Source organism: Vibrio sp. E14 (genome assembly GCF_020515785.1).
Lineage (GTDB): Bacteria > Pseudomonadota > Gammaproteobacteria > Enterobacterales > Vibrionaceae > Vibrio > Vibrio diabolicus.
In genome coordinates this window covers 351,486-375,195 of sequence record NZ_JAHPJI010000004.1, presented here as the reverse complement: position 1 = coordinate 375,195, position 23,710 = coordinate 351,486, and the positions used below count along the sequence as shown (strand labels likewise).

23 protein-coding genes and 1 tRNA gene are annotated in these 23,710 nt (G+C 45.5%); 13 read left to right on the top strand and 11 right to left on the bottom strand.

The genetic code is table 11. The features are described 5' to 3' along the window. Nucleotides 1–45 precede the first annotated feature (45 nt). Complete coding sequence (locus tag LIX84_RS13920; RefSeq protein ID WP_005395948.1) at nucleotides 46–1,305, top strand: inorganic phosphate transporter; 1,260 nt, start codon at nucleotides 46–48, stop codon at nucleotides 1,303–1,305. Between the two features lie 178 nt (nucleotides 1,306–1,483). Further along, on the top strand, nucleotides 1,484–2,095 hold the full coding sequence (locus LIX84_RS13915; RefSeq protein WP_031780509.1) for a TIGR04211 family SH3 domain-containing protein: 612 nt from the start codon (nucleotides 1,484–1,486) through the stop codon (nucleotides 2,093–2,095). A gap of 80 nt (nucleotides 2,096–2,175) precedes the next feature. On the opposite strand, the gene ggt is transcribed toward LIX84_RS13915, so the two are convergent. The 3 genes from ggt to LIX84_RS13900 all read right to left on the bottom strand — a co-directional run bounded on the left by ggt (nucleotide 2,176) and on the right by LIX84_RS13900 (nucleotide 6,485). Continuing rightward, nucleotides 2,176–3,906: a gamma-glutamyltransferase gene (gene ggt, locus LIX84_RS13910; RefSeq protein ID WP_226421547.1), complete on the bottom strand. Its 1,731-nt coding sequence runs from the start codon at nucleotides 3,904–3,906 to the stop codon at nucleotides 2,176–2,178. 279 nt (nucleotides 3,907–4,185) lie between these two features. Further along, nucleotides 4,186–4,869, bottom strand: a complete 684-nt coding sequence (locus LIX84_RS13905) for a general secretion pathway protein GspB (RefSeq protein ID WP_226421546.1) — start codon at nucleotides 4,867–4,869, stop codon at nucleotides 4,186–4,188. Next, on the bottom strand, nucleotides 4,869–6,485 hold the full coding sequence (locus LIX84_RS13900) for an ExeA family protein (RefSeq protein ID WP_005395952.1): 1,617 nt from the start codon (nucleotides 6,483–6,485) through the stop codon (nucleotides 4,869–4,871). Before LIX84_RS13900 ends, LIX84_RS13905 begins: the two co-directional genes overlap by 1 nt. Before the next feature lie 138 nt (nucleotides 6,486–6,623). On the opposite strand from LIX84_RS13900, the gene LIX84_RS13895 reads away from it, so the two are divergent. Continuing rightward, nucleotides 6,624–7,844, top strand: coding sequence for a multifunctional CCA addition/repair protein (locus tag LIX84_RS13895; protein ID WP_226421545.1), 1,221 nt, complete (start codon nucleotides 6,624–6,626; stop codon nucleotides 7,842–7,844). 228 nt (nucleotides 7,845–8,072) lie between these two features. On the opposite strand, the gene LIX84_RS13890 is transcribed toward LIX84_RS13895, so the two are convergent. The 3 genes from LIX84_RS13890 to folB are packed head-to-tail and all read right to left on the bottom strand — an operon-like array spanning nucleotide 8,073 to nucleotide 9,730. After that, nucleotides 8,073–8,876 (bottom strand): undecaprenyl-diphosphate phosphatase, encoded by an 804-nt coding sequence (locus LIX84_RS13890; protein WP_054867240.1) that lies wholly within the window; start codon nucleotides 8,874–8,876, stop codon nucleotides 8,073–8,075. Between the two features lie 9 nt (nucleotides 8,877–8,885). Beyond that, a complete protein-coding gene (gene folK, locus LIX84_RS13885; protein WP_225461771.1) occupies nucleotides 8,886–9,374 on the bottom strand; it encodes a 2-amino-4-hydroxy-6-hydroxymethyldihydropteridine diphosphokinase in 489 nt (162 codons plus the stop codon). Further along, nucleotides 9,371–9,730, bottom strand: a complete 360-nt coding sequence (gene folB, locus LIX84_RS13880; protein ID WP_005395977.1) for a bifunctional dihydroneopterin aldolase/7,8-dihydroneopterin epimerase — start codon at nucleotides 9,728–9,730, stop codon at nucleotides 9,371–9,373. Before folB ends, folK begins: the two co-directional genes overlap by 4 nt. 250 nt (nucleotides 9,731–9,980) lie before the next feature. Here folB and plsY point away from each other — a divergent pair, with 250 nt between their 5' ends. Continuing rightward, on the top strand, nucleotides 9,981–10,592 hold the full coding sequence (gene plsY / locus LIX84_RS13875; RefSeq protein WP_005379857.1) for a glycerol-3-phosphate 1-O-acyltransferase PlsY: 612 nt from the start codon (nucleotides 9,981–9,983) through the stop codon (nucleotides 10,590–10,592). Nucleotides 10,593–10,626: 34 nt separating this feature from the next. Here the strand turns inward: plsY and LIX84_RS13870 are convergent, their stop codons facing one another. Together LIX84_RS13870 and tsaD are read right to left on the bottom strand one after the other, a co-directional pair. Then, nucleotides 10,627–11,442: an alpha/beta fold hydrolase gene (locus tag LIX84_RS13870; RefSeq protein ID WP_046874009.1), complete on the bottom strand. Its 816-nt coding sequence runs from the start codon at nucleotides 11,440–11,442 to the stop codon at nucleotides 10,627–10,629. Nucleotides 11,443–11,617: 175 nt separating this feature from the next. After that, nucleotides 11,618–12,634, bottom strand: coding sequence for a tRNA (adenosine(37)-N6)-threonylcarbamoyltransferase complex transferase subunit TsaD (gene tsaD / locus LIX84_RS13865; protein WP_054867238.1), 1,017 nt, complete (start codon nucleotides 12,632–12,634; stop codon nucleotides 11,618–11,620). A gap of 230 nt (nucleotides 12,635–12,864) precedes the next feature. Between tsaD and rpsU the strand changes: the two genes are divergently transcribed. The 6 genes from rpsU (at nucleotide 12,865) to LIX84_RS13835 (ending at nucleotide 18,741) form a co-directional block, all read left to right on the top strand. Then, nucleotides 12,865–13,080, top strand: a complete 216-nt coding sequence (gene rpsU / locus LIX84_RS13860; protein ID WP_001145625.1) for a 30S ribosomal protein S21 — start codon at nucleotides 12,865–12,867, stop codon at nucleotides 13,078–13,080. Nucleotides 13,081–13,107: 27 nt separating this feature from the next. Next, the gene (locus LIX84_RS13855; RefSeq protein ID WP_005395984.1) at nucleotides 13,108–13,551 is read left to right on the top strand and encodes a GatB/YqeY domain-containing protein; all 444 of its coding nucleotides are present in this window, start codon (nucleotides 13,108–13,110) and stop codon (nucleotides 13,549–13,551) included. A gap of 149 nt (nucleotides 13,552–13,700) precedes the next feature. Continuing rightward, on the top strand, nucleotides 13,701–15,467 hold the full coding sequence (gene dnaG, locus LIX84_RS13850; protein ID WP_005379719.1) for a DNA primase: 1,767 nt from the start codon (nucleotides 13,701–13,703) through the stop codon (nucleotides 15,465–15,467). A 99-nt stretch (nucleotides 15,468–15,566) separates the two neighbouring features. Further along, the gene (gene rpoD / locus LIX84_RS13845; RefSeq protein ID WP_005395986.1) at nucleotides 15,567–17,429 is read left to right on the top strand and encodes an RNA polymerase sigma factor RpoD; all 1,863 of its coding nucleotides are present in this window, start codon (nucleotides 15,567–15,569) and stop codon (nucleotides 17,427–17,429) included. Nucleotides 17,430–17,584: 155 nt separating this feature from the next. Further along, nucleotides 17,585–17,660, top strand: a tRNA-Ile gene (locus tag LIX84_RS13840). 277 nt (nucleotides 17,661–17,937) lie between these two features. After that, nucleotides 17,938–18,741: a MetQ/NlpA family ABC transporter substrate-binding protein gene (locus tag LIX84_RS13835; RefSeq protein ID WP_226421544.1), complete on the top strand. Its 804-nt coding sequence runs from the start codon at nucleotides 17,938–17,940 to the stop codon at nucleotides 18,739–18,741. A gap of 93 nt (nucleotides 18,742–18,834) precedes the next feature. Here LIX84_RS13835 and LIX84_RS13830 read toward each other — a convergent pair whose 3' ends face one another. Continuing rightward, nucleotides 18,835–19,110 carry a hypothetical protein gene (locus tag LIX84_RS13830; protein ID WP_048626615.1) on the bottom strand — a complete coding sequence of 92 codons (276 nt, stop codon included), beginning with the start codon at nucleotides 19,108–19,110 and terminating at the stop codon, nucleotides 18,835–18,837. Nucleotides 19,111–19,339: 229 nt separating this feature from the next. Here LIX84_RS13830 and LIX84_RS13825 point away from each other — a divergent pair, with 229 nt between their 5' ends. Beyond that, entirely contained in the window at nucleotides 19,340–20,389 is a 1,050-nt protein-coding gene (locus tag LIX84_RS13825; RefSeq protein ID WP_226421543.1) for a DUF4382 domain-containing protein, read from the top strand. Between the two features lie 53 nt (nucleotides 20,390–20,442). Here the strand turns inward: LIX84_RS13825 and LIX84_RS13820 are convergent, their stop codons facing one another. Continuing rightward, a complete protein-coding gene (locus LIX84_RS13820; RefSeq protein ID WP_005392213.1) occupies nucleotides 20,443–21,162 on the bottom strand; it encodes an SIMPL domain-containing protein in 720 nt (239 codons plus the stop codon). A 163-nt stretch (nucleotides 21,163–21,325) separates the two neighbouring features. On the opposite strand from LIX84_RS13820, the gene LIX84_RS13815 reads away from it, so the two are divergent. Both LIX84_RS13815 and LIX84_RS13810 read left to right on the top strand, forming a co-directional pair. Then, the gene (locus tag LIX84_RS13815; RefSeq protein ID WP_226421596.1) at nucleotides 21,326–21,592 is read left to right on the top strand and encodes a hypothetical protein; all 267 of its coding nucleotides are present in this window, start codon (nucleotides 21,326–21,328) and stop codon (nucleotides 21,590–21,592) included. Between the two features lie 136 nt (nucleotides 21,593–21,728). Continuing rightward, nucleotides 21,729–23,477: a lysophospholipid acyltransferase family protein gene (locus tag LIX84_RS13810; protein ID WP_226421542.1), complete on the top strand. Its 1,749-nt coding sequence runs from the start codon at nucleotides 21,729–21,731 to the stop codon at nucleotides 23,475–23,477. Here LIX84_RS13810 and LIX84_RS13805 read toward each other — a convergent pair. Next, nucleotides 23,474–23,668 carry a hypothetical protein gene (locus LIX84_RS13805; RefSeq protein WP_226421541.1) on the bottom strand — a complete coding sequence of 65 codons (195 nt, stop codon included), beginning with the start codon at nucleotides 23,666–23,668 and terminating at the stop codon, nucleotides 23,474–23,476. The two genes, LIX84_RS13810 and LIX84_RS13805, sit on opposite strands and share 4 nt — an antisense overlap. Nucleotides 23,669–23,710 lie beyond the last annotated feature (42 nt).

Sequence of the window (23,710 nt, the reverse complement as noted above, 5' to 3'; positions counted from 1 at the left end):
GCGTAAAATTTTGTTCCGCTTGTTATAAAACAACTAGGTATTACGATGGATATCCTTGCGAACTACGGCACTGTCCTGATTATTGTTGCAGCGATTTTTGGTTTCATGATGGCGATTGGTATTGGCGCGAACGACGTTGCTAATGCGATGGGTACATCAGTAGGTTCAAAAGCGCTAACCGTAAAACAAGCTATCATCATTGCGATGATCTTCGAATTTGCAGGTGCTTACCTTGCAGGCGGTGAAGTAACCGACACTATCCGTAAAGGTGTAATCGAAACTTCTTTATTTGCTAGTCAACCTGACGTTCTTGTCTACGGTATGATGTCTGCTCTTTTGGCTGCGGGTACATGGTTACTTCTTGCCTCTTACATGGGCTGGCCAGTATCTACGACTCACTCAATCATCGGTGCAATCATCGGTTTTGCATGCGTATCAGTAGGTACTGAAGCGGTTGACTGGGGCAGCGTTCAAGGCATTGTTGGTAGCTGGATTATTACACCAGTGATTTCAGGTTTCTTTGCTTACGTTATCTTTGTCAGCGCACAACGTCTGATTTTTGATACTGAGAACCCGTTATTCAACGCCAAACGTTTTGTTCCTGTTTACATGTTCATCACAACAATGGTGATTGCACTTGTAACTATCAAAAAAGGTCTAAAACACGTTGGTCTTCACCTAACCAATGGCGAAGCTTGGATGTGGGCAGCAGCAGTTTCAGCACTCGTGATGGTTGGCGGCTACGTATACATCCAGAAAAAATTCGCTAATCGCGAAGAAGACCGCAGCTTTTCTGGCGTGGAAGGTATCTTCAGCGTTCTGATGGTTATCACCGCTTGTGCAATGGCATTTGCACACGGTTCAAACGACGTTGCAAACGCCATTGGTCCACTGTCTGCTGTAGTATCGACTGTTGAACACATGGGCGAAATCAGCACGAAAAGCACCATCGCTTGGTGGATTCTACCTCTTGGTGGTATTGGTATCGTGGTCGGTCTTGCTACACTGGGTCACAAAGTAATGGCAACCGTTGGTACAGGCATCACTGAGCTAACTCCTAGCCGTGGTTTTGCAGCTCAGCTAGCAACCGCTTGTACTGTTGTTCTAGCTTCTGGTACTGGTCTGCCAATCTCAACCACTCAAACATTGGTTGGTGCGGTTCTCGGTGTTGGCTTTGCTCGTGGTATCGCGGCACTAAACCTGGGCGTGGTTCGTAACATCGTGGCATCATGGATCGTTACACTACCAGCAGGTGCACTATTGGCCGTTGTATTCTTCTACGGACTTCAAGCGATGTTCGCTTAAGACACTCGTCAATAGAATGTAAGCGCTTTGTCATTATTGACTCAAACGCACAGAAAGGGAGGCTTTGCCTCCCTTCTTTGTTGCACCGAAGTTTGAAACTGCATACTATTCGTCTATTTCCGGCTCCAATCATTCGGTGCCAACGCTGTCTCCAAGAAAAATCGTTAAGGGATTTACTGTGAAAAAACTAATCATCACGGTTTTGTTTACTTTGCTAGCAGCGCCAGCGGCCCTAGCAGCAGACCGTTATATTTCTGATGACCTCTTCACTTTTATGCACTCAGGTCCAAATAACACCTACCGTATTATTGGTAGTGTTAACGCCGGTTCTAAAGTACAACTGATTAAAACCAACCGAGATACTGGCTATACGCAAGTTCGTGATGACCGCGGTCGTACTGGTTGGGTACAAAGCAAGTTTGTGACAAACCAAGAAAGCATGGCGATTCGCCTTCCTCGCATTGAGAAAGAGCTAGCAGAAGTGAAAGAACAGCTTGCTAACGCTCGTAAAACTTCTGATGCAGAGAAAGCCGGCCTTGTTACCTCTCTAGAAACGCGTAACCAACAAATTTCCGATCTTGAGAATAAATACTCTGAGATCAGCGACCAGCTTACTTCTGTTGAGACAGAAAACCGCGAGCTGCGCGCTAAACTGGATACACAAAAAGACGACATGCTGCTTAAGTACTTCACTTATGGCGGCGGTGTTGCAGGTTTAGGTTTGCTATTTGGTTTGATTCTTCCGCATGTCATGCCTCGTAGAAAACGTTCACCTGCGGGTTGGGCATAAGTCCTTTCTATAAAAAGAATGCAAAAGCCAGTCGATATTCGACTGGCTTTTTTGTTTGCTTAGTTTTACGGAAATCTGCACTACTCACCCATTGAACTAGACGCTCGACGACGATCCGTTGCGCCATAAAGCTTGCCATCTTTTAGCTCAATTGCATTCAAACCACTTACCACTGGAATAACGTGTACTGGGTAGCCAAGCTCCATGAACTCCGGCACCAACATTTCTGCGAAGGTTTTCTTCTCCACTAGCAACCCTGTTGGGTCATACGGCTTAGTGCGGTCTATCTTGGTGCCGTACTGGATATTTGGTAGGTCAATGGCGTCTTGCGCTGATAACTTCCAATCCAGTACCCCAACCACGGTTTTGAGTACATACCCCGGGATTTGCGAACTTCCTGGTGAACCGACAACCAAACGCAAGTTATCATCACTGTCCATCACCATTAATGGCGTAATGGCTGAGCGTGGACGCTTACCCGCTTCAATCGAGTTTTGAGTAGGCTTACCGTTAAGCGTTGGTTGAGGTGAAAAGTTTGCCATTTGTGCATTCAAGATAACGCCATCGACCATCACACCCGAGCCCATACCCGTTCCTACCGTACTAGTCATCGCTATTGCATTTCCATCTCTATCGACGATAGAAATATGCCCTGTATCTTTGCTCTCGAAGCCTTGATATTGCGCATACTGAGTTTGCGTTATCTGTCCTGCTTTTGGATTCTCTTTCGAGGTGCCATTATCAGGGATTAAATCACGTCTCTGGTCCAAATAGGTTTTAGATAACAATTGTTCAACTGGTGCTTCCACATAATCCGGATCTCCGGCATACGCAATACGATCAGCTTTTGCTAAGCGCATCGCCTCGGTCATTAAACGCCAAGGCTCTACATCAGTTAGTGCCATCTGAGATATATCGTACGGCTCCAGCAGTTTCAGACTTTGAGCGACCATCACACCACCAGAGGCCGGGTAACCAAACGAAACGATTTTGCTGCCCCGATAATCGCTTTCAATAATATCGCGAGATTTCACCTGATAGTTTTTAAAGTCCTCTAACGACAATTTCTCATGCTGATCGTTAATACGACGATTCACCGTATCAACAATATGTTGACCAAGTGCACCACCATACAAATAGCGATCGCCTTGCTGGGCTATTTTCTCTAGCGTCTCAGCCATTTTAGGGTTCTTCATTAACGTCCCTGTTGGCTTCACTTCATCATCTTGCCAATACAAGGCTTTAATTTCTGGATCGCGAGCCAAACGGGATTGCTCTCGCACGACGATATCATAGGTATAGCTGTTCATCGCGTACCCATCACGCGCGAGCTTAATCGCAGGTTGAACCAACTCAGACCATGGTAATTTGCCGTATTGCTCATGAGTGGAATAAAGCAGACGTAAGGTGCCCGGCACTGCAACGGAGCGAGGCCCCAAAATTTCATCGCGGCTGAGTGCTTTCCCATTTTCAATAAACATCTCAGGGTGAGCGCTAGACGGCGCTTCATCTCGCCCATCAAGGGCTAAAAACTTCTGCTTGTCATGTTGATAAAACAGCGCGAAAGTACCGCCGCCAATTCCCGTCATATCCGGTTCAACCACAGACATCACCATCTGCATCGCGACCATGGCATCAACGGCGTTCCCGCCCTCTTTCAATATTGAATAACCAGTGCTGCTCACGTAAGGGTTGGTCGCGCTGACCATAAAATCTTGTCCGTTATTATCTGGTGTTATAGGGAAAGGGGTAGGCTTTGCTGCGTAACTTAACGACGCAACAACACTTAAAGAAAAAATCAGAATACGCATGTGTCTCTGTGTAGACTCCTGTTATTTCATGGGGTCTAACGTGGACCAGGTCGTGATGACGAAGTTCGTCAATGTGGCGTTTTTTTACACAACGCTGACTGGAGTCATTCTACTAATACATGACTGATATTGATGTAATTTAAACGACTCACACAAGCTATATTTAGCTTGTGTGAGTCCCTAAAAATCATCACTCAAATAGATGAAAAAAGACCTTATGAGAAACAAAAAAGCCAGCGACATGACCTCGCTGGCTTGATGATTTACTATAAAAAACGGCTACCCTTCCCACTCATACAACGCTGGGATACGAATTTGCTCACCTTGGAACTCGACAATCACCGCTTGCGGTTGTATTTCTCTTAATGTGACCTGCCCATCAACAACGTCTCCTTGATGATATTCAACATTGTTAATTTTCACCCAGCGGCGATTTTCATCACTGGCGTACATGTGAGTTTGCAAATTGAGCGCAGGTAAACGCCCTTGCCATTGGTGAGCGTTGCGCTCTAAATCGTTCACGCGCACCGTTTGTGGTGAAGGCGCATCATCTCGGGATAACGCATTTTCGACCTTTCGCGCCAAATCAGGAGATAATGAGGACAAGTCAAGATCATCCAGAGACAAACCTAGGTCCTCTTCAACTACTGAAGTGCCTTGAGTTGATACAGATGTTTCTATCTCGTCTTTGTTTGCTGTATTACTCACGTATTCATCAGATGTTGCAAACGTACCAAAATCACGAGACAGCTCTGCACTTGGCCACTCTCTTGGCAATTGCGCCAACTGAGTAGTTTCAGGATAGTCCAATGCTTTGAACGGTTGTTCCGCTTCCATCTTGACCTTAGGGGCGGAAGTACTAGCTTCAGCATGAGGCGTAAGGAGATCTAAATACCAAGCAACTCCGATTGCAGCAACGGTGATCGGCAACAAGAACAAACCAATATGTTTCATGGCTGACATTATGCGTCCTCCTTCTCGATTCGTGCCAATTGAGGCGCATCTGGCTGCACGTTTTGTTGAAGACGATCTAGAGTCCGCTTACCTGCAATGCCGTCGACCCCAATACCTTGCCAACGTTGGAATAACTCAACTCGCTCTTTCATCGCACCATCAAAAATAGACGTTTCAAGCAGTGGCTCACTTACCGCTTCTGCTAATAGTCGGTCTAATACTTCGATCGCAGGGCCTTCCATGTCTAAACGTAATGTCTCTTTCAACGGTGCTTGCCACAGTTCAATGATATTGCCTTGCCACATCGGCTTTAGCCACGAAATAGGCAGACGCAGACGCTGCTTACCATTGAGCACTTCGACTTTGTCATTGCCGACGGCGTACAAAATGACATACCCAACATCACCTTGATAATTCAACTCCAAAATTACAGGGCGATTTTGTTGCATCAGCAGCGGCCAGGTCGCCATTTTACGCTCACAACGCATGGTCGATTGGGGTTCTGATAAACAAAGATTGTCGCGAACCGATGCTTGATAACCCCACAAACGATACAAATCATTCACGGCGAGATTCGACTGTTTTTGTGCTAACAATAAGTCACGCTGATCATCTGTCAATTGTTGGTTGACGACTATTGGCGTTGGCTCCTCTCTTGGTGCGGTCACTTGCGCCAACACTGACGTGGCTTGAGCTGGCATATAATTAACGACCGCCCATCCCGTACCTAATGCCGCAATAAGACCCACCGTAACAGAGCCCCAAGCAGGCCAGCGGAAAGTACGGCGCTCTTTTTTATCTTGCTGATAAATATCTGCCTGAAACTGCATCACCTCTTCACAGGCCTGCTGAACAGTTTGCTTATCCACCACCACATTACCTTGGTGATAACTGATGTTGAGAGATTTATCACAGATAAGATTAATCAAGCGCGGGATGCCGTGACTGTATTTGGCAATGAGTTTACAAGAAGCACGATTAAACAGTTGCTGGTCACCACCTGCCGTATGTAATCGAAACGCGATGTAATCTTCTGTCTCTTTTTCATCCAACGGCAACAAGTGATAACGCCCAGTAATGCGCTGAGCGAGCTGGCGTAGTTGCGTCGTTTGTAATAGCCGCTGTAATTCAGGCTGTCCGACCAACAACACTTTGAGCAGTTTTCTGGTATCGGTTTCCAAGTTGGTCAACAAACGTAACTGCTCTAAAACGTCGGCAGCAAGGTGTTGAGCCTCATCAATGACCAGTAATGTCTGCCAGCCTGAGCGATAATTACGCAGCAAGTATTTGTGAATCACTTGGTTTAGCTGTTTGAGGTTTGCATCTGGCGGGTAAGTAATTTTGAATTCATCGCAAATAGCTTCGAGCAAGTCTCGACTCGAAAACGTGGGATTTAGGATCAGACCCGCTTTGGTGTTATCACCTAAATTCGCCAGCATCGCTTTTGCGACGGTCGTTTTGCCTGTACCCACTTCGCCAGTAAGCATAGCAAAACCACCGCCATCGCCTAGCCCGGCTTGGAGATGTGTGATTGCCTCTTTGTGACGTTGGCTTAAATACAAATAACGCGAGTTTGGAACAATCGAAAATGGTTGTTCTACAAACCCAAAAAAGTCCTTATACATTAGGCTCTCCAGCTAAAAAACCACCAGGGAATAGTCAGATATAATATAAACATAGCTGCATCTACTCTCGGGAGTAAAGAAAAGTACCATTGCTTGCTACAATGTCCAACGGCATATCAATAAATTAAGAGGTAATTCGTGCAAGTTTATTTAGTAGGTGGCGCAGTTCGAGATAAATTGCTCGGAATTGATAGTTATGACAACGACTGGGTGGTCGTAGGTGCGACTCCCGAGATGATGCTGTCCCAAGGGTACACCGCCGTTGGTAAAGACTTTCCTGTATTTTTGCACCCAAAAAGTAAAGAAGAACATGCACTTGCGCGAACAGAAAGAAAATCAGGCTCTGGTTACACTGGCTTTGAGTGTTTCTTTGATCAAAGTGTCACCTTAGAAGAAGATTTAATTCGTCGTGATTTAACCATTAATGCAATGGCAATGGATGATGCAGGTAAGCTCCATGATCCTTACGGCGGCCAGAAAGATCTCAATAATAAACTACTACGCCATGTCTCAGACGCCTTTGTCGAAGATCCTCTACGCGTTTTACGTGTCGCTCGCTTTGCTGCCAAGCTGGCTGATCTAGACTTTACGGTTGCCGACGAAACCATGCAGTTAATGCGCCACATGGCAGAGTCTGGGGAGCTGAGCACACTGACTCCCGAGCGTGTTTGGCAAGAATGGCATAAGTCCCTCTCCACCCCTCGCCCTGATATCTTCTTATCGATTCTAAGAGATTGTGGTGCATTGGCCGTTGTTTTACCTGAAATTGATGCACTATTTGGCGTGCCTCAACCAGCAAAATGGCATCCAGAAATCGATACAGGCATCCATACTTTGATGGTGGCAGAGCAAGCCGCAAGATTGAGTGACTCACTCCCCGTCAGATTTGCCGCTCAAGTGCATGACTTGGGCAAAGGGGTGACGCCAGAGAGCGAATGGCCAAGCCACAAAATGCATTGTCATACAGGATTAAAACTGATCAAAAAGCTGTGCGAGCGTGTCCGGGTGCCGAATGAGTTTCGTGATTTAGCCTTGATGGTGTGCGAACAGCACTCCAATATCCATCGCGCAGCCGAGTTAAAGCCGCAAACCATCATAAAAATACTCAACAAATTCGATGTGTGGCGCAAAGCTGAGCGCTTAGAAGATATTTTAATATGCTGTCAGGCTGACCATGCAGGTCGAAAAGGGTTAGAAGAGAAGCCTTATCCTCAAGCTGAGATTTTTACCCGCGCTTATCAAGCCGCAGCCGCCGTAGATGTTCAGAGCATCATTAAGGATGGATTTAAAGGCCCGGCAATACGTGATGAACAAGAAAAGAGACGGATTGAAGCGGTAAGAGTCGCTTTGAATAAGTGATCTGAGCTCAGATTAATTAACCGAATTGTATTCATGCCAGGTCATTCCAGCGGGCCTTAGCGAGACTAGGAATCTAATATCAGCACGCAGGGAAGTTTTAGAAGTGACCAACGCCACAAGAAACTCGGAGAGAAGATTCTGAATCTCGCTCCTTCGTCGCTGTTCAGAATGACGTTGTGGTTTAGGTATGCAGCTTGCGGTTAAGCAAGCTGCCAATCCGTCGCGTTATCAGGCGCTAAGCAAGAACGCAAACAAGCCGAAACCTAGAATCAGACGGTAAATCACAAACGGTGTCATGCCCATGCGTGAAATCATCTTTAAGAAGAAGTGGATACAGATGTACGCACTGATAAACGATGTGATGATACCAGTCAGCAAGAAACCAATATGGACAGGTTCACCACTGGTCACTAGCTTCATGCCCAAGTAGCTACCAGCCAATGTAATGATGGGGATCGACATTAAAAATGAAAAGCGCGCAGCCGCTTCTCGAGTAAAGCCAAGGTAAAGTGCAGCCGTAATGGTCGCCCCTGAACGCGACGTTCCAGGAATCATCGCTAAGGCTTGAGCAATACCGATAAACACGGCTTTCTTCCAACCCGTTTGGTATTCATCCGCAACCAACTTAGCGTTTTTGTCTACCCACCAAAGCAACAAACCAAATACGATCGTTGTGGTCGCGATGACATAAGCGCTACGTAGATACACTTCAATGATGTCTTTCATCAACAAGCCAAACACACAAGCTGGAATCGTGGCGATCACGATCATCCAAGCAAGTTTTGCTTCTTTACTCCTATCTCCTTTAAAGATCGAAGCAAATAATGCCAGGAACAGAGTGATCACTTCATGGCGAAAATAGATCACTACCGCCATTAATGTACCGACGTGAACAGCAACATCAAAAGCTAGACCTTGGTCTTCCCATCCCAAAATGGCGGAGGGCAGGATCAAATGGGCAGAGCTCGAAATAGGCAAAAACTCTGTCAGACCCTGAATCAGAGCCAGAATAAAGGCTTCAAAATAACTCATGTAAACAACTCAAATTAAAAATGAAAAAGAAACAAGTTTGAGTGAATCGACTGGCTGCATTGCATGCCAAATATCTGCGACTGTGCGTCCATCGCCTGGGATCACTAATTGAGGTTCGAGATCATACAGAGGCTTTGTGACAAAAGGATATTTGTAGATATCACTGCGAGGTAGCTCAGGTTTTTTCTTGGAGACACATTCACCGAACAACACTATATCGAGATCCAGTGTTCGATCCTGATACTTTTGCGCATTTTCTTCGCGTCCCCACTTAAATTCAATCTCACGTAGCTGATGACTCAACTCTTCTAATGACAACTCGGTACGCATTGCAACGACAAAGTTGTAGAAGTTCTGGCTGCTAAAGCCAATAGGTTCACATTCATATACCGGCGATACGAGGAGACTTTCTCCAAGCTGTAGCAGCTCCTGATACGCAGCGAGCGCATGTTGCTCTCTTTCTACATTCGTACCAACACCGATATAGGTGGTGATCATGCTTGACCTCGCTCAATCACGACACCAACAGCACGTGCTTGTGGCACTGCACCAGGTTTTGCTAAACGGATTTTCACCCAAGGCACAGAGAAACGCTGCATGATAAGCTCTGCCACTTCTTCGGCTACGCGCTCAACCAACAGAAAACGACCATTTTCAATATGGCTCAGTACCGCCTCGCTCACTTGCGAGTAATCCAACGCATCTTGCACATCATCACTTTTACCCGCAGGCTTATTGTCGTGCGCCATTTCGATATCCAGAACCAACTTTTGTTTAATTTGTTGTTCCCAGTCGTACACGCCAATCGTGGTGATTACTTCTAATTGTTCAATAAAAACTTTATCCAGAGCCATCTTATGTCCTTCTATTACAGAGGTCGGATACCCGTGAGGGGTAATTTGATCGTAGTATTCTATACCTAAGTAACATTTACTTGGGTCATCACAATGTTACTTAGGTATAAACTGCGAAAGCATCTTTATATACAAGAAATCACATAATGCAAGCTCTATCACAGTGAGGATTTCTGCATTATGTGAATTCGAGGTATGATAGCAACTACGCGGGAACCGAGCATTAAATTCCAATCCATCAAGGACTTCTATGGACGCACTGGCACTGATAATGACAATGGCCGCCTATTTACTGGGTTCGGTTTCCAGTGCGGTTTTGATCTGTCGACTCTTAAAACTGCCAGATCCACGCAGTGTAGGCTCCAACAACCCTGGAGCAACGAACGTATTGCGTATTGGCGGACGAGGAGCCGCTGTTTCAGTCTTGTTGTGCGATATGCTCAAAGGCACCATCCCCGTATGGGGCGGATACTTTCTTGGTATCGACCCTATCATTCTTGGCGTCATCGCCATTGCTGCCTGTCTTGGCCACATGTACCCCATCTTTTTCCACTTTAAAGGCGGAAAAGGTGTCGCAACAGCGCTTGGCGCTATCGCTCCGATTGGTTTGGACTTAACAGGATTAGTGATGTTAACTTGGCTGTCAGTAGCCGCGCTATTCCGCTATTCATCCTTAGCGGCTCTCGTCACGGTTTTGGTCACTCCGTTTTATACTTGGATGTTTAAACCGCAATACACGTTACCTGTTGCTATGCTGTGTTGCTTAATCGTATTTAAGCATCATCAAAATATTCGGCGGCTTTTGTCTGGCGACGAGCCAAAAATCGGCGAGAAGAAACTGACACAAAAAAACTCGGCTTAATGCCGAGTTTTTCGTTTAAAGAGGGATGCATTGGTTATGCATGAACTCGATTCAGGAAGTTCAACAACATTTGGTTGACGAACTCAGGTTGCTCTAAACAACTGATGTGTCCAGCTTGAGGAATCTCCACCAACTCACTGCCCGTGATACAGTCTTTCATTAAATACGATTCGAAAACCGGGCGAGGCTTATCTTCACAGCCCACCGCAATTAACGTCGGCAGAGCGAATTTTTCCGAATCTTCAATCACATCACGGCGACCAAACACCATGCGACCAATGCGAGCCACTTCAACCGCACGCTCACCACTCAGGCTTTCTAAACTGCGTTTGAATGCAGCGACCAACTCAGGATTCACCTGCTCAGCGTTATCAGCAAAAAACAATGGCACGACAGCTTCAATAATTGGCGCAGGCACCGCTTGGACTTGGCTGATAGTATCAAGCATTGAAAAATACTTCTTATATGTAACTTCTGGCTCCCAACCAATGAAGGTATCCATCAATACCAGTGATTTCACACGTTGCGGTGCTTGAGCCGTCAGTTCCGCTCCCCACATGCCGCCAACAGATAAGCCCACCACAGAAAACTCTTCAATATCCAAATGATCCATCAACGCCAACATATGTTGTGCATAATCAACTAATGACTCTGTCGATGCAGGGGCCGCTTCTGACTCACCATGTGCCCACAAATCTGGCACAATACAACGATATGACTGGCTTAAAACTTCAATTTGTGGCGCCCACATTTGGCTATCCCACAAATAACTGTGACCAAACAGTAATACTGGACCATCACCTTTATCAAGGTAAGCAAGTTGCTGACCTTCAATTTCAAACTTATTCATTGTTATATCCATTTCTTATTCTTCCGCACTATCCTATCACTGAAACGATACCGAACTGCTCGCATCAGTCAGAGTGTAAACGAAGCTTTTCATTGAATAGCTAAAAATAAAGGCCTCTGATGAGCAGAGACCTTTATCGTAGTGAATCTATTTCAAACCTACCGCATAAGTTTGATTAAGCGACAGGTGTCAGTTGGTCAATCGGCCAACGTGGGCGAGCCGCTACCGACATATCGGCCACTTCTCCATTCTTCAAACGCTGCATACCAGCGTAAGCGATCATCGCACCATTATCCGTACAGAACTCAGTTCGTGGGTAGTAAACCTCACCGCCAACTTTCTTCGCTAGCTTCTCTAACTCTGCACGTAAACGACGGTTAGCACTTACACCACCAGCAATAACAATACGCTTCATACCTGTTTGCTCAAGCGCGCGTTTACATTTAATCGCCAATGTTGCACACACGGCTTCTTCAAATGCCAGAGCGATGTCTGCGCGAGTTTGCTCGTCATCGCCATTCGCAGCAATCGTATTTGCTGTAAAGGTTTTCAGGCCAGAGAAACTCATATCCAAGCCAGGGCGATCAGTCATTGGGCGCGGGAACTTAAAACGACCCGGCGTGCCTTTTTCTGCCAGTTTAGACAACAGCGGGCCGCCTGGGTAATCCAAACCCATTAGCTTCGCTGTTTTATCAAACGCTTCGCCCGCCGCATCATCAATTGACTCACCCAAAATTTTGTACTCACCGATGCCTCTCACTTCGACCATCATCGAGTGACCACCCGACACCAACACTGCCACAAACGGGAATGGCGGTGGGTTATCTTCTAGCATTGGAGCCAACAGGTGACCTTCCATATGATGAACAGGTACCGCTGGCACTCCCCAAGCATAAGCAATACTGCGACCAATAGTAGCGCCCACTAATAGTGCACCAACGAGACCCGGCCCCGCGGTGTACGCGACACCATCAATGTCTTTCGAAGTTAAATTCGCTTCTTTTAGTGCCTCTTTAATAAGAGGAATGGTTTTCTTTACATGGTCACGTGAAGCCAACTCAGGCACCACACCACCGTAATCTGCGTGCAGTTTTACTTGGCTGTAAAGCTTGTGTGACAGCAGACCTTTTTCATCATCATAAATCGCGATGCCAGTCTCGTCACAAGAGGTTTCAATACCGATAATGCGCATGGTTTTCTCAGTATGCTTTCTGTATAGAGGAAATTTGGGCGTCATATTACCTCGCCTTGGTGCTGCAAACAAATTTTGTACAGACAATAATCGACAAAAGGCTTTACAAAGTAGTTGTGATCGGATTAAAATTCCGCACCATTTTTGATCAAGCTGGTAAGAGACCAAACAATTGTGATTTGGTCTGTTGAATGCCAGCGTTAACGAATAACCCCTGAGGTGAAAGGCATATGCCAGTAGTTAAAGTACGTGAAAACGAACCGTTCGACGTTGCTCTACGTCGTTTCAAGCGCTCTTGCGAAAAAGCAGGTATCCTTTCTGAAGTGCGTCGTCGTGAGCACTACGAAAAACCAACTACAGTTCGCAAACGCGCTAAAGCAGCAGCTCAAAAGCGTCACGCTAAGAAGCTAGCTCGCGAAAACGCTCGTCGCGTTCGCCTGTACTAATAACTGAGCTCCAAAAGGAATTTAGTTATGGCTCTGATTGATCAACTCAAAGAAGAGCAAAAATTAGCGATGAAAGCCAAGGACAAATTGCGCCTTGGTACTATTCGTTTAGCCCTATCAGCAATCAAGCAACGTGAAGTTGACGAGCAGATCACTCTGAACGATGACGACATTCTTGCAGTATTGACCAAAATGGTTAAACAACGTCGCGACTCTGTAGCGCAGTATGAAGCAGCGGGTCGTCAAGATCTTGCTGATGCGGAACAAGCAGAAATTACCGTTCTTGAGGACTTTATGCCTCAACCACTGACAGACGAAGAAGTAGCGGCTCTTATCGAGAACGCGATTGCTGAATCTGGCGCAGCTGGCATGCAAGACATGGGCAAAGTAATGGGCGTTCTGAAACCGCAAATTCAAGGGCGCGCAGATATGGGTAAAGTAAGCGGTTTAGTTCGCGCTAAACTGGCTTAAGATACCCCACCCAATTGCAGCAAGCCGTGCTATCCTTTGGAGCGCACGGCTTGTTTGTATCTGGATGGATGGAATGAAATCAATGGGCAATACGCTCATTCTTTTAAGGCATTCACTCCACTCATCATCTTCTTTTTTTGTTAGGTTTTATGGCTGGACACATCCCTCGCAGTTTTATCGATGACCTTCTAGCTCGACTTGATATTGTCGATATCATCGACGCACGTGTGAAACTTAAGAAAAAAGGCAAAAACTACGGCGCATGCTGCCCGTTCCACAACGAAAAGACGCCGTCATTCAGCGTCAGTCAAGAAAAGCAGTTCTACCATTGTTTTGGTTGTGGTGCGCACGGAAATGCCATCGACTTTTTGATGGAATTCGACCGGCTAGAATTCGTCGAAGCCATTGAAGAACTCGCTTCATACTTGGGCTTAGATGTTCCTCGCGAACAACGTAGCGGCGGTAATGGTTCGTTCCAGTCAGGCCCACAAGCAAGCAGCAGTGAAAAACGTAATCTATACGACTTAATGGGCAGCATTGCTCAATTTTATCGTAACCAACTCAAGCAGCCAGCAAGTAAAGTGGCGATTGAGTATCTAAAAGATCGCGGCCTGTCTGGTGAAATCGTCCAGAAATTTGGCATCGGCTATGTGGCTGATGAATGGGATTTAGTTCGTAAGAACTTTGGCCAGAATAAAGAAAACCAAGACATGCTCGTCACAGGCGGCATGTTGATCGAAAACGACAAAGGCAACCGCTACGACCGATTCCGTGGTCGAGTGATGTTTCCTATTCGAGACAGACGCGGCCGAGTGATAGGCTTTGGTGGTCGAGTATTAGGTGATGGGACACCGAAATATCTCAACTCACCCGAAACCCCGATATTTCATAAAGGTAAAGAGTTGTATGGCCTTTATGAAGTACTACAAGCGTACCGTGAGCCACCACAAATTTTAGTGGTTGAAGGCTATATGGATGTTGTCGCGCTTGCTCAATATGGCGTAGATTATTCCGTTGCCTCATTGGGTACCTCTACAACGGGCGATCACTTGCAAGTGTTATTCAGGCAAACAAGCACCGTCGTATGTTGTTACGACGGTGACCGCGCAGGCCGTGAAGCAGCGTGGCGTGCCATGGAAAATGCATTGCCTTACCTAACTGATGGTCGCCAGTTAAAATTCATGTTTTTGCCGGATGGAGAAGATCCCGACTCTTATATCCGACAAAACGGAAAGCAAGCATTTGAACAACAAGTGTCTAATGCGATGCCTTTGTCTGAATTCATGTTCAGCTCATTGACTCAGCAAGTCGATATGAGCACTAAAGAAGGCATGGCAAAGCTGAGTACCCTTGCTGTTCCTCTCATCGACAAAGTCCCTGGCGGCACTTTAAGACTATACTTGAGAGAACTGCTTGGCCGCCGTTTGGGTTTGGTTGATGAACGCCAACTACAGCAGCTAATTTCAAAACAAGGTAAAGAGGATAAAAGGCCTCAACCTCATAAAGAAATCAAGCGAACGCCGATGCGAGAAGTGATCGCGTTACTGATTCAAAACCCACAATACGTAAGTATGGTGCCAGATCTAACTAGCGTTAGAGATTTACCCATTCCTGGTCTAAGTTTATTTGTTGATGTACTTGATAAATGCCAAGCGCATCCCCATATCAACACAGGCCAATTATTAGAGCATTGGCGAAACAGCCAAAATGAGACCCTTCTGTCTCGTCTCGCGAGTTGGGACATTCCACTCGATGAGGACAACCAAGAAGAAATATTTTTAGACTCACTGGATAAAATTATTGCCCAGTGCGTAGAAAAACAAATTGAAAACCTGCAGGCCAAAGCAAGAAGTGTCGGTTTATCAGCCGAAGAGAAAAGGGAGCTGCTAGCACTTATGCTAGATTTAAAAGCGTAACCCTGTTTAATTAGTCAGCAACGATTTAATTTGTTATAGTAAGTGGTTTGCATTTCGCATACTGATTCCTTCACCAGATTACGAAGTTGGATACCGTCTATGGATCACAATCCGCAGTCACAGCTAAAGTCACTTGTTATTAAAGGCAAGGAACAAGGCTATCTGACCTACGCCGAAGTAAATGACCACCTACCTGCTGAAATCGTAGATTCAGAACAGGTAGAAGACATCATTCAGATGATCAACGACATGGGCATTAAGGTAGTAGAAACTGCTCCTGATGCTGATGATTTAGCACTGAACGATGACACAAATATTACCGATGAAGATGCAGCCGAAGCTGCAGCCGCTGCACTGTCTAGCGTAGAGAGTGAGATTGGTCGTACAACAGACCCAGTACGTATGTACATGCGTGAGATGGGTACTGTCGAACTTCTAACTCGCGAAGGCGAAATCGACATCGCAAAACGTATTGAAGAAGGTATTAACCAAGTTCAATCGTCTGTTGCTGAATACCCAGGTACGATTCCGTACATTCTTGAGCAATTTGACAAAGTTCAAGCTGAAGAACTACGTCTTACTGACCTTATTTCAGGTTTTGTAGACCCAGATGCTGACGACACCGCTGCCCCAACAGCAACACACATCGGTTCTGAACTGACTGAATCTCAGTTAGAAGAAGAAGACGATGAAGACGTTGATGACGACGAAGATAGCGATGACGATTCAGATGATTCTGAAGAAGATGTAGGTATCGATCCAGAATTAGCGCTAGAGAAATTCAACCAACTACGCAGCACCTATCAAAATCTTCAATTAGCAATCAACGAGTACGGCTATAACAGCCCGAAAGCAACCGTTGCTAATGAAATGATGCTAGACGTATTCCGCGAGTTTCGTCTAACGCCTAAACAGTTTGATCACCTAGTGAATGAACTGCGTACTGCTATGGATCGCGTTCGTACTCAAGAACGCCTGATCATGAAGTCTGTGGTTGAATACGGCAAAATGCCGAAGAAATCATTCATCGCGCTGTTCACTGGTAATGAATCAAGTGAAGCTTGGTTGGATGAAGTTCTTGCTTCAGACAAGCCATACGCTGAAAAGATCAAACGTAACGAAGAAGAAATCCGTCGTTCAATCGCTAAGCTAAAAATGATTGAAGAAGAGACTTCTCTAAACGTACAGAACATTAAAGACATCAGCCGTCGTATGTCTATCGGTGAAGCAAAAGCTCGCCGTGCGAAAAAAGAGATGGTTGAAGCGAACTTGCGTCTTGTAATTTCTATCGCGAAGAAATACACCAACCGTGGCCTACAGTTCTTGGATCTTATCCAGGAAGGTAACATCGGTCTGATGAAAGCGGTAGATAAGTTCGAATACCGTCGTGGTTACAAGTTCTCGACTTACGCAACGTGGTGGATCCGTCAGGCAATCACTCGTTCAATCGCAGACCAAGCTCGTACGATTCGTATTCCGGTACACATGATCGAAACGATCAACAAGCTAAACCGTATCTCTCGTCAAATGCTGCAAGAGATGGGTCGTGAGCCATTACCGGAAGAACTGGCTGAGCGCATGCAGATGCCAGAAGACAAGATTCGCAAAGTTCTGAAAATCGCTAAAGAACCTATCTCAATGGAGACACCAATCGGTGACGACGAAGATTCGCATCTAGGTGATTTTATCGAAGATACAACGCTAGAACTTCCGCTAGATTCTGCAACAGCAACTAGCCTTAAAGTGGCAACGAAAGACGTGCTTGCAGGTCTAACGCCACGTGAAGCGAAAGTACTTCGTATGCGCTTTGGTATTGACATGAACACTGACCATACTCTAGAAGAAGTTGGTAAGCAGTTCGACGTTACTCGTGAGCGTATCCGTCAGATCGAAGCAAAAGCACTACGTAAACTTCGTCACCCAAGCCGCTCAGAGACTCTGCGCAGCTTCCTAGACGAATAATCGCAGCGCATACAAGCTTTTAGAAATCAAAAAAGGTGACTTTAGGTCACCTTTTTTATTATCTACTGTGCTAAGTGGATAAAAACTAAGCGCAATTGCCCTAGTTGGTATCTAGACACCTTGCAACGCTTCCCCTATAATCGTTGTCCTATTAAGGCCCCTTAGCTCAGTGGTTAGAGCAGTCGACTCATAATCGATTGGTCCGCAGTTCAAGTCTGCGAGGGGCCACCAAATTTCGAAAGGCGTAGCAGGTTAGTACCTACTACGCCTTTTTTGTGTCTGCTGACTTTGGGTATGGGTGTAGTAATTCGTTGCTCATCTCATCAACAACTTCAAACTTATTACCTTCCTCGGTTCTACCCTCTCTTTCTTTTCGCTTATTACCAATCTTTCTATATAGTCGTAGAAACAAAATGTCTGCTCGCTATTTAAACCATTGACCCTTTTTCGACTTCTGATAGGATGGACATGTAAACGTATGGACGTCTAAAACAAAAATGGAGTTACAATGAAAAGTATTCGTCACCTAAAGAAACTAGCTTTGGTTCTCACGGCAGTAGTTGGCTTAAGTGCTTGTGGAGAAAAAGATAACTCTGTCATTAAAGTGGGAGCAACCGTAGGGCCTCATGCTCAAGTAGTTGAAGCAGTAGCGAAGGAAGCAGCGAAGCAAGGCTTGAATGTAGAAGTCATCGAGTTTTCTGATTACGTGACACCCAATGCCGCGCTTAGCGATGGTAGCATCGACATTAACAGCTATCAGCACCAACCATTTTTAGACAACTTCAACAATAGTCATGACGCCCAATTAGTGTCGATTGGTCAATCCATTCTGATGCGCATGGGACTTTATTCTAACAAGTATCGCTCATTGCAAGAGCTTCCAAACAATGCACGCATAGCAATTCCAAACGATCCAACTAATGGTGGTCGCGGTCTATTGCTACTCGCCAATGCAGGTTTAATTGAGCTTAAACAAGGTGTTGGCCACAAAGCCGCCCTAACTGATATTACAAAAAATGCAAAGTCGTTTGAATTTGTCGAGGTAGATGCCGCCCAGTTACCACGAACATTGGATGATGTAGACGCGGCTGCGATCACAATGAACTACGTAATGTCTTCTGGTTTAGACCCGAAGAAACAAAGTATCTATCTTGAAGCAAAAGACGCACCACTGGCCGTCATGGTCATCGCTACTCGTGACGCAGACAAAAATAATGAAGCGTATAAAAAATTCGTTTCTATTTACCAATCTCAAGCAATTCGTGATTATCTCGATCGTACGTTCAAAGGCACAATAGAAGCGGCTTTTTAATCAATAAAGCAACGAATACTTTGCTCACTAATCAGATAGAAAAGAGGCTGATGTTTCTCATAGCCTCTTCTTTTCACTCCTCACTCAATCGGCTTATTGTCGACTTTCAGCCTCTAATCTCATTGCTAAATAAGCTTGGTCCGCAGAAACCAATTCAGGGCGGTTAATCAACTTCCAAAGGAAGTATGGTGGGATTAAAAATACGACAAAGTAGAGAGATTCATGGAAGAATACATCGGCTATCGCTTGCTGATGCTCCCAGAGTGCCGTCAGTGCAAAGAGCTCTAACATCACACCTAAAACGCCAAAGACGACAGAGACAACGATCGCTAAACCCAGTAGTTCTCTAATAAAGTGCTTGTATGCCATGATACTAATTCCTTCTAGCAGTAAGTCATACTAACTTACGCTCATAAGAACGAAGCCAGCTTGACTATCATCAAACTCCCCTCATCACAGTTAAGAACTTAGTTTTATAAAAAAGGACTTGTATATAGCGCCATTGAAGATTGACCTCTCTATCACAATACAATGACATCATTTCTCGACTTTGAGACTAGCCTTTTACATTTATCAGCAGTGTAAACAAGAGGTCATAATGAAAAAATATACCTACCCTTTACTTGCCATCTCAGGCGGTCTTTTATTGACGGGCTGTGGTAGCGACGACTCTTCATCCGATACAGAAGCAGCCACTTTTTCTCTCAGCGTTTCCGATGCTCCTGTCGACGATGCCAACAAAGTCGTCTTAGCGTTTCAAGATGTTGTCCTTGTACCATTTGACCCTGAAACTGGCGAGCAAACTGGAGAACACATTCTGTTAGATGCTAGTGACAATGGAGCACTACACCAAGTTGATCTAATGGAATATCAGGGAAGTAACGCTAAAACGATCATTCACGAACAGGACATCGCTCCTGGTGATTATGCTATGTGTGTGTACGCTAAAGACGGCAAACAATTAAACGATACAACGCTGTCATACGTAGAGAAGACAGACGGCAACATCAAAGGCTTAGTTGTGCCTAGCCGAGGCAGCTGTTTTGGTTTTAAACCAGATACGAGCGATCAAGGTCGCTTGAAGTTTTCGCAAAAAGGTCAGTATGTAAAAGTTCATACTGGTCATAATAGCTATGTTGTCGAGTTTGATTTGCGTAAAGGCCTGGCAGATCCAACAGGCAAAGATTACATGAACATGAACTCTAATGCGGTAAGCTTAGTAAACGCATCAGAATCAAGTCATATCAGTGGTGAAGTCAGTGAAATTCAGTATCAAGCGTGTGAAGCAGACAGTGCAGCATCAAATGCAATAAATGACGTTCCTGCCGTTCACTCAGTCTATCTTTACGCAGGTTCGATGGATCGCTCAACCATGGGCGATATGGGCGCGATGGAACCACTCCAAGCGCCAGTTGCAGTAGCTAACGTGAATGAGTCGCAAGACGAAGCAGGTAATACAACCTACAGCTACGAGTTTGGTTACATTGGCCCAGGCACCTACAGTATTGGGTACACCTGTACCGCGTATGTTGATACACCAGATAACCATGAAACATCAGAAGATGGCTTCCTGATTTATCAACATTACACACCTGTTGATGTGGTCGAAGGTGAGCATACAGAGCAAGATATTAATCCTATCCTATAGCTCTCGTCTTATCGAAAGCCGCTCACACGATGAGCGGCTTTTTGACTATTATTTTAATCCGATAAGTAATACTGAACGGTTGAGACCACTCGTACTTTCTTAATGTAAGGCGTGTTGCTATCTCGGTCATAAATCGAGAACTGCCCTTGCGTGGCACGTTTGATCTTACCCAGTGAACTCTGTGAGTCTTTCGCAAACTTTTGCGCCACTTCGCGGGCGTTTTTCGTCGCCTCTTCGATCATATCTGGCTTTACATCATTTAGCTTAGTAAAGCTGTACTCAATGCGGTTCGCGTAAGGGTCCTGATTCAGCAGTACACCTTGTTTTCCTAGCTCACCAATCTCATTAATTGCCGCTCGAACCACATCGACACTTTGACTATAAACCGTAACCGTCCGCGAGGCTAAATAACGAAACTCGATATCTTGCTCACTCCCGTATTGCTGTGCTTTTCGGTCAATGACAGCAGGAGAAGAAAGGGAAACGCTCGTTTCAGGGAGCCCTTTAGCACTTAAGAAATCCAGAATCAAACGCGTTTGCTGATCGATGTCATCAAACATAGCCCCCATATCATTACTCGCTAAGGTGAACTGAATTGGCCAGATCACTGTATCGGCAGAGTACTCTCGTTCAGACAATCCCTTCACCGTTACCACTCGTTCATAGGCTTTGTATTTGACTGCCGTTTGCTGAATAAAAAAGCCCAATACTCCTAAACCAATTATCAGACACAGCCCGAGCCATATTGACGCTTTATTGGAAATCTTCTCCATTCATCCTCCTAATTTCGCCAAAAGTAACAATTCGTCGTATCGATAACATAGCTCAACTATGGCCAGAAAATGGCGACCTAAAGCCAAGTTTTTGTCATATCGTTCGAAATGGTGAATAGAATAAATTACAATTGAACGGTGTTTTATTGTGTTTTTTAAGATTATGCTGAAAATAAAATGGCTGGTAGTTCTGAGCGGATTATTTGTCTCAACGACTTGTTTGAGTACTGACGACTTAGTAATGGATGACAACTCAACACAAGAACCCCAAGCGGGTATGTGCGATGAAGAGCAATGCGAAGGGAAACGCTTTGATGGTCGTATTCTGCTAGACAATGAGCCGACCAAACAGGTATTGAGCTCACTAGAAAGTCTCGGTGAAACGCTCAACTCTCTGAGTATCCTGATGTTTGCTGGCGACAAAACGTAACGCTAATACGTCCCTATCCCCTCGCCTTTGGTCAACAAAGCTTCACCAGTTTGTCACCAAAGGCTCATGGATTTGCCTCTGAACTGTCATCTGTAATTTCTACTATCCGATCAGCCACTTGTATGCTGAGGTAAATATGGATAGTTCAACCCCTTTTCGTCTCCCTCGTAAAACGCCGTTCGGCATTGGTGAAAACGTTGCAGAATGGGCAACGGGTTTAAGTCAGCTCGATAAATTCTACGCCCAACGCCCCGTGAATGCGGATACCAAAACTTTCTTGCGATTTACGCTGGATATTTTGGGGATCGACTATCGCATTGCCCATGGTTCGCTCGACGCAGTGCCAAAGCAAGGCGCAACCGTCATTGTGGCGAATCACCCTCTCGGTTGTGTTGAAGGCGTGATTCTCGCCGAGCTACTATTGATGATACGAGACGATATCCAAATTTTAGCGAATCAGTACCTAAAAACCGTACCAGAGCTCGACCAACTTTTTATTGGTGTCGACGTATTCGAAGGCAAAGACGCCGTCAAATCCAATATGAAGGCCCTCAGAGCAGCCAACAAACACCTTGCGAATGGCGGCTTGTTATTGGTTTTCCCTGCGGGTGAAGTGTCGCAGTTAGTGGATGCCAAACAACAGCGTTTAGAAGACAAAGAATGGAGCCGCAGTGTCAGTGCGTTAATTCGTAAGAACAAAGCCGCCACTGTTCCCGTCTTCATTCGTGGGCAGAACTCAAAACGCTTTTACATGGCAGGTAAAATCCACCCTCTTTTACGCACCTTGATGTTGGGAAGAGAGCTGCTCAACAAGAGCGCAAAAACCATTGAGTTGTCCTTTGGGCAAGCAATCAAGTTTAAAGAACTCAATAACCTCAATGATGATCAGATCGTCAATTATCTGAGGCTTAACACCTACCTGCTTAACCGCGATGTAAGTGCCACTCAGCAAACGGTCTCAGACAATGCTCTCTTACCTATTGCAGCAGGGTTACCCATAGGCCAATTGCTTGAAGAGCTGCACAGCTTACCGTCAGAAACCCAATTACTTCAAAGTGGCGAGTTCGACGTATATTGCGCCAGCTCGCAGCAGATCCCATCTCTCCTGCATGAAATTGGCCGCTTGCGAGAACATAATTTCCGTCAAGTTGGCGAAGGGACCGGGCAAGCGATAGACATCGATCATTTCGATCATGATTACCTGCACCTATTTGTGTGGGATCGTGAGAACCAATGCATGGTAGGTGCTTACCGTCTTGGATTAGTTGATCAATTATTGGCGAAATATGGCGTAGAAGGATTGTATTCGCGCACCTTATTCAACTATGACCAAGGCTTTCTCGATCAAATGGGCAAGTCGATTGAAATGGGTCGCTCTGTGATTGCCGAGCAATATCAAAAAAGCATGAGTGCCCTACTCTTACTCTGGAAAGGCATAGCGACTTTTGTCCATCAACATCCCGAATACACGCACTTATTTGGCCCAGTGAGCATCAGCAACGATTACAGCCATACCGCGCGTCAGTTGCTGGCACAATCGATGACCCTACACCACTACGACAACGACTGCGCCGAATACGTCACTCCGTCAAATCCACTGCCAGAAACCAACTTAAACTGGAATACCAGCATGCTAACCGCATTGGGAGATTTACAGTTGCTATCTCGCGTGATCGCTCGGATTGACGAAGGCAAAGGCGTTCCGGTATTACTGCGCCAATATTTGAGTTTGAATGGTAAGTTGGTGTGTTTTAACGTCGATCCGGCGTTTAACAACGCACTGGATGGATTGATTATGGTGGATTTACGCGATGTGCCTGAGAAAACGCTTGCACGTTACATGGGCAGTGGAAACGCGCGCGAGTATTTAGCTCTAAACCATTAACCGTCGTCGGAGGTATCGCGCTGCTCAAAATCGCTGTAAACAACACAACGCGAGCAGCGTGATGCGTTATTTACCCATAAGACATTAAAAACAAATTGTTTAGTTAAACTCATCGCAAAAAGGCCTGTCATCTCAAGCTTTAATCCACAAAACGCCAACATCGCACAAACGTTCACGTTATAAACTTTCACAAAACCTCAAAATGGTTACAGATCACATTTCCAATCAAACCT

Bases quoted from the DNA above. Each gene is read 5' to 3' on its own strand.
- LIX84_RS13820 (WP_005392213.1), bottom strand. From the start codon at position 21,162: ATGGAGAAGATTTCCAATAAAGCGTCAATATGGCTCGGGCTGTGTCTG.
- rpoD (WP_005395986.1), top strand. From the start codon at position 15,567: ATGGATCACAATCCGCAGTCACAGCTAAAGTCACTTGTTATTAAAGGC.
- LIX84_RS13835 (WP_226421544.1), top strand. From the start codon at position 17,938: ATGAAAAGTATTCGTCACCTAAAGAAACTAGCTTTGGTTCTCACGGCA.
- LIX84_RS13900 (WP_005395952.1), bottom strand. From the start codon at position 6,485: ATGTATAAGGACTTTTTTGGGTTTGTAGAACAACCATTTTCGATTGTT.
- plsY (WP_005379857.1), top strand. From the start codon at position 9,981: ATGGACGCACTGGCACTGATAATGACAATGGCCGCCTATTTACTGGGT.
- rpsU (WP_001145625.1), top strand. From the start codon at position 12,865: ATGCCAGTAGTTAAAGTACGTGAAAACGAACCGTTCGACGTTGCTCTA.
- tsaD (WP_054867238.1), bottom strand. From the start codon at position 12,634: ATGCGCATTATCGGTATTGAAACCTCTTGTGACGAGACTGGCATCGCG.
- folB (WP_005395977.1), bottom strand. From the start codon at position 9,730: ATGGCTCTGGATAAAGTTTTTATTGAACAATTAGAAGTAATCACCACG.
- LIX84_RS13905 (WP_226421546.1), bottom strand. From the start codon at position 4,869: ATGTCAGCCATGAAACATATTGGTTTGTTCTTGTTGCCGATCACCGTT.
- ggt (WP_226421547.1), bottom strand. From the start codon at position 3,906: ATGCGTATTCTGATTTTTTCTTTAAGTGTTGTTGCGTCGTTAAGTTAC.
- dnaG (WP_005379719.1), top strand. From the start codon at position 13,701: ATGGCTGGACACATCCCTCGCAGTTTTATCGATGACCTTCTAGCTCGA.
- LIX84_RS13920 (WP_005395948.1), top strand. From the start codon at position 46: ATGGATATCCTTGCGAACTACGGCACTGTCCTGATTATTGTTGCAGCG.
- LIX84_RS13855 (WP_005395984.1), top strand. From the start codon at position 13,108: ATGGCTCTGATTGATCAACTCAAAGAAGAGCAAAAATTAGCGATGAAA.
- LIX84_RS13890 (WP_054867240.1), bottom strand. From the start codon at position 8,876: ATGAGTTATTTTGAAGCCTTTATTCTGGCTCTGATTCAGGGTCTGACA.
- LIX84_RS13815 (WP_226421596.1), top strand. From the start codon at position 21,326: ATGCTGAAAATAAAATGGCTGGTAGTTCTGAGCGGATTATTTGTCTCA.
- LIX84_RS13830 (WP_048626615.1), bottom strand. From the start codon at position 19,110: ATGGCATACAAGCACTTTATTAGAGAACTACTGGGTTTAGCGATCGTT.
- LIX84_RS13825 (WP_226421543.1), top strand. From the start codon at position 19,340: ATGAAAAAATATACCTACCCTTTACTTGCCATCTCAGGCGGTCTTTTA.
- folK (WP_225461771.1), bottom strand. From the start codon at position 9,374: ATGATCACCACCTATATCGGTGTTGGTACGAATGTAGAAAGAGAGCAA.
- LIX84_RS13810 (WP_226421542.1), top strand. From the start codon at position 21,729: ATGGATAGTTCAACCCCTTTTCGTCTCCCTCGTAAAACGCCGTTCGGC.
- LIX84_RS13870 (WP_046874009.1), bottom strand. From the start codon at position 11,442: ATGAATAAGTTTGAAATTGAAGGTCAGCAACTTGCTTACCTTGATAAA.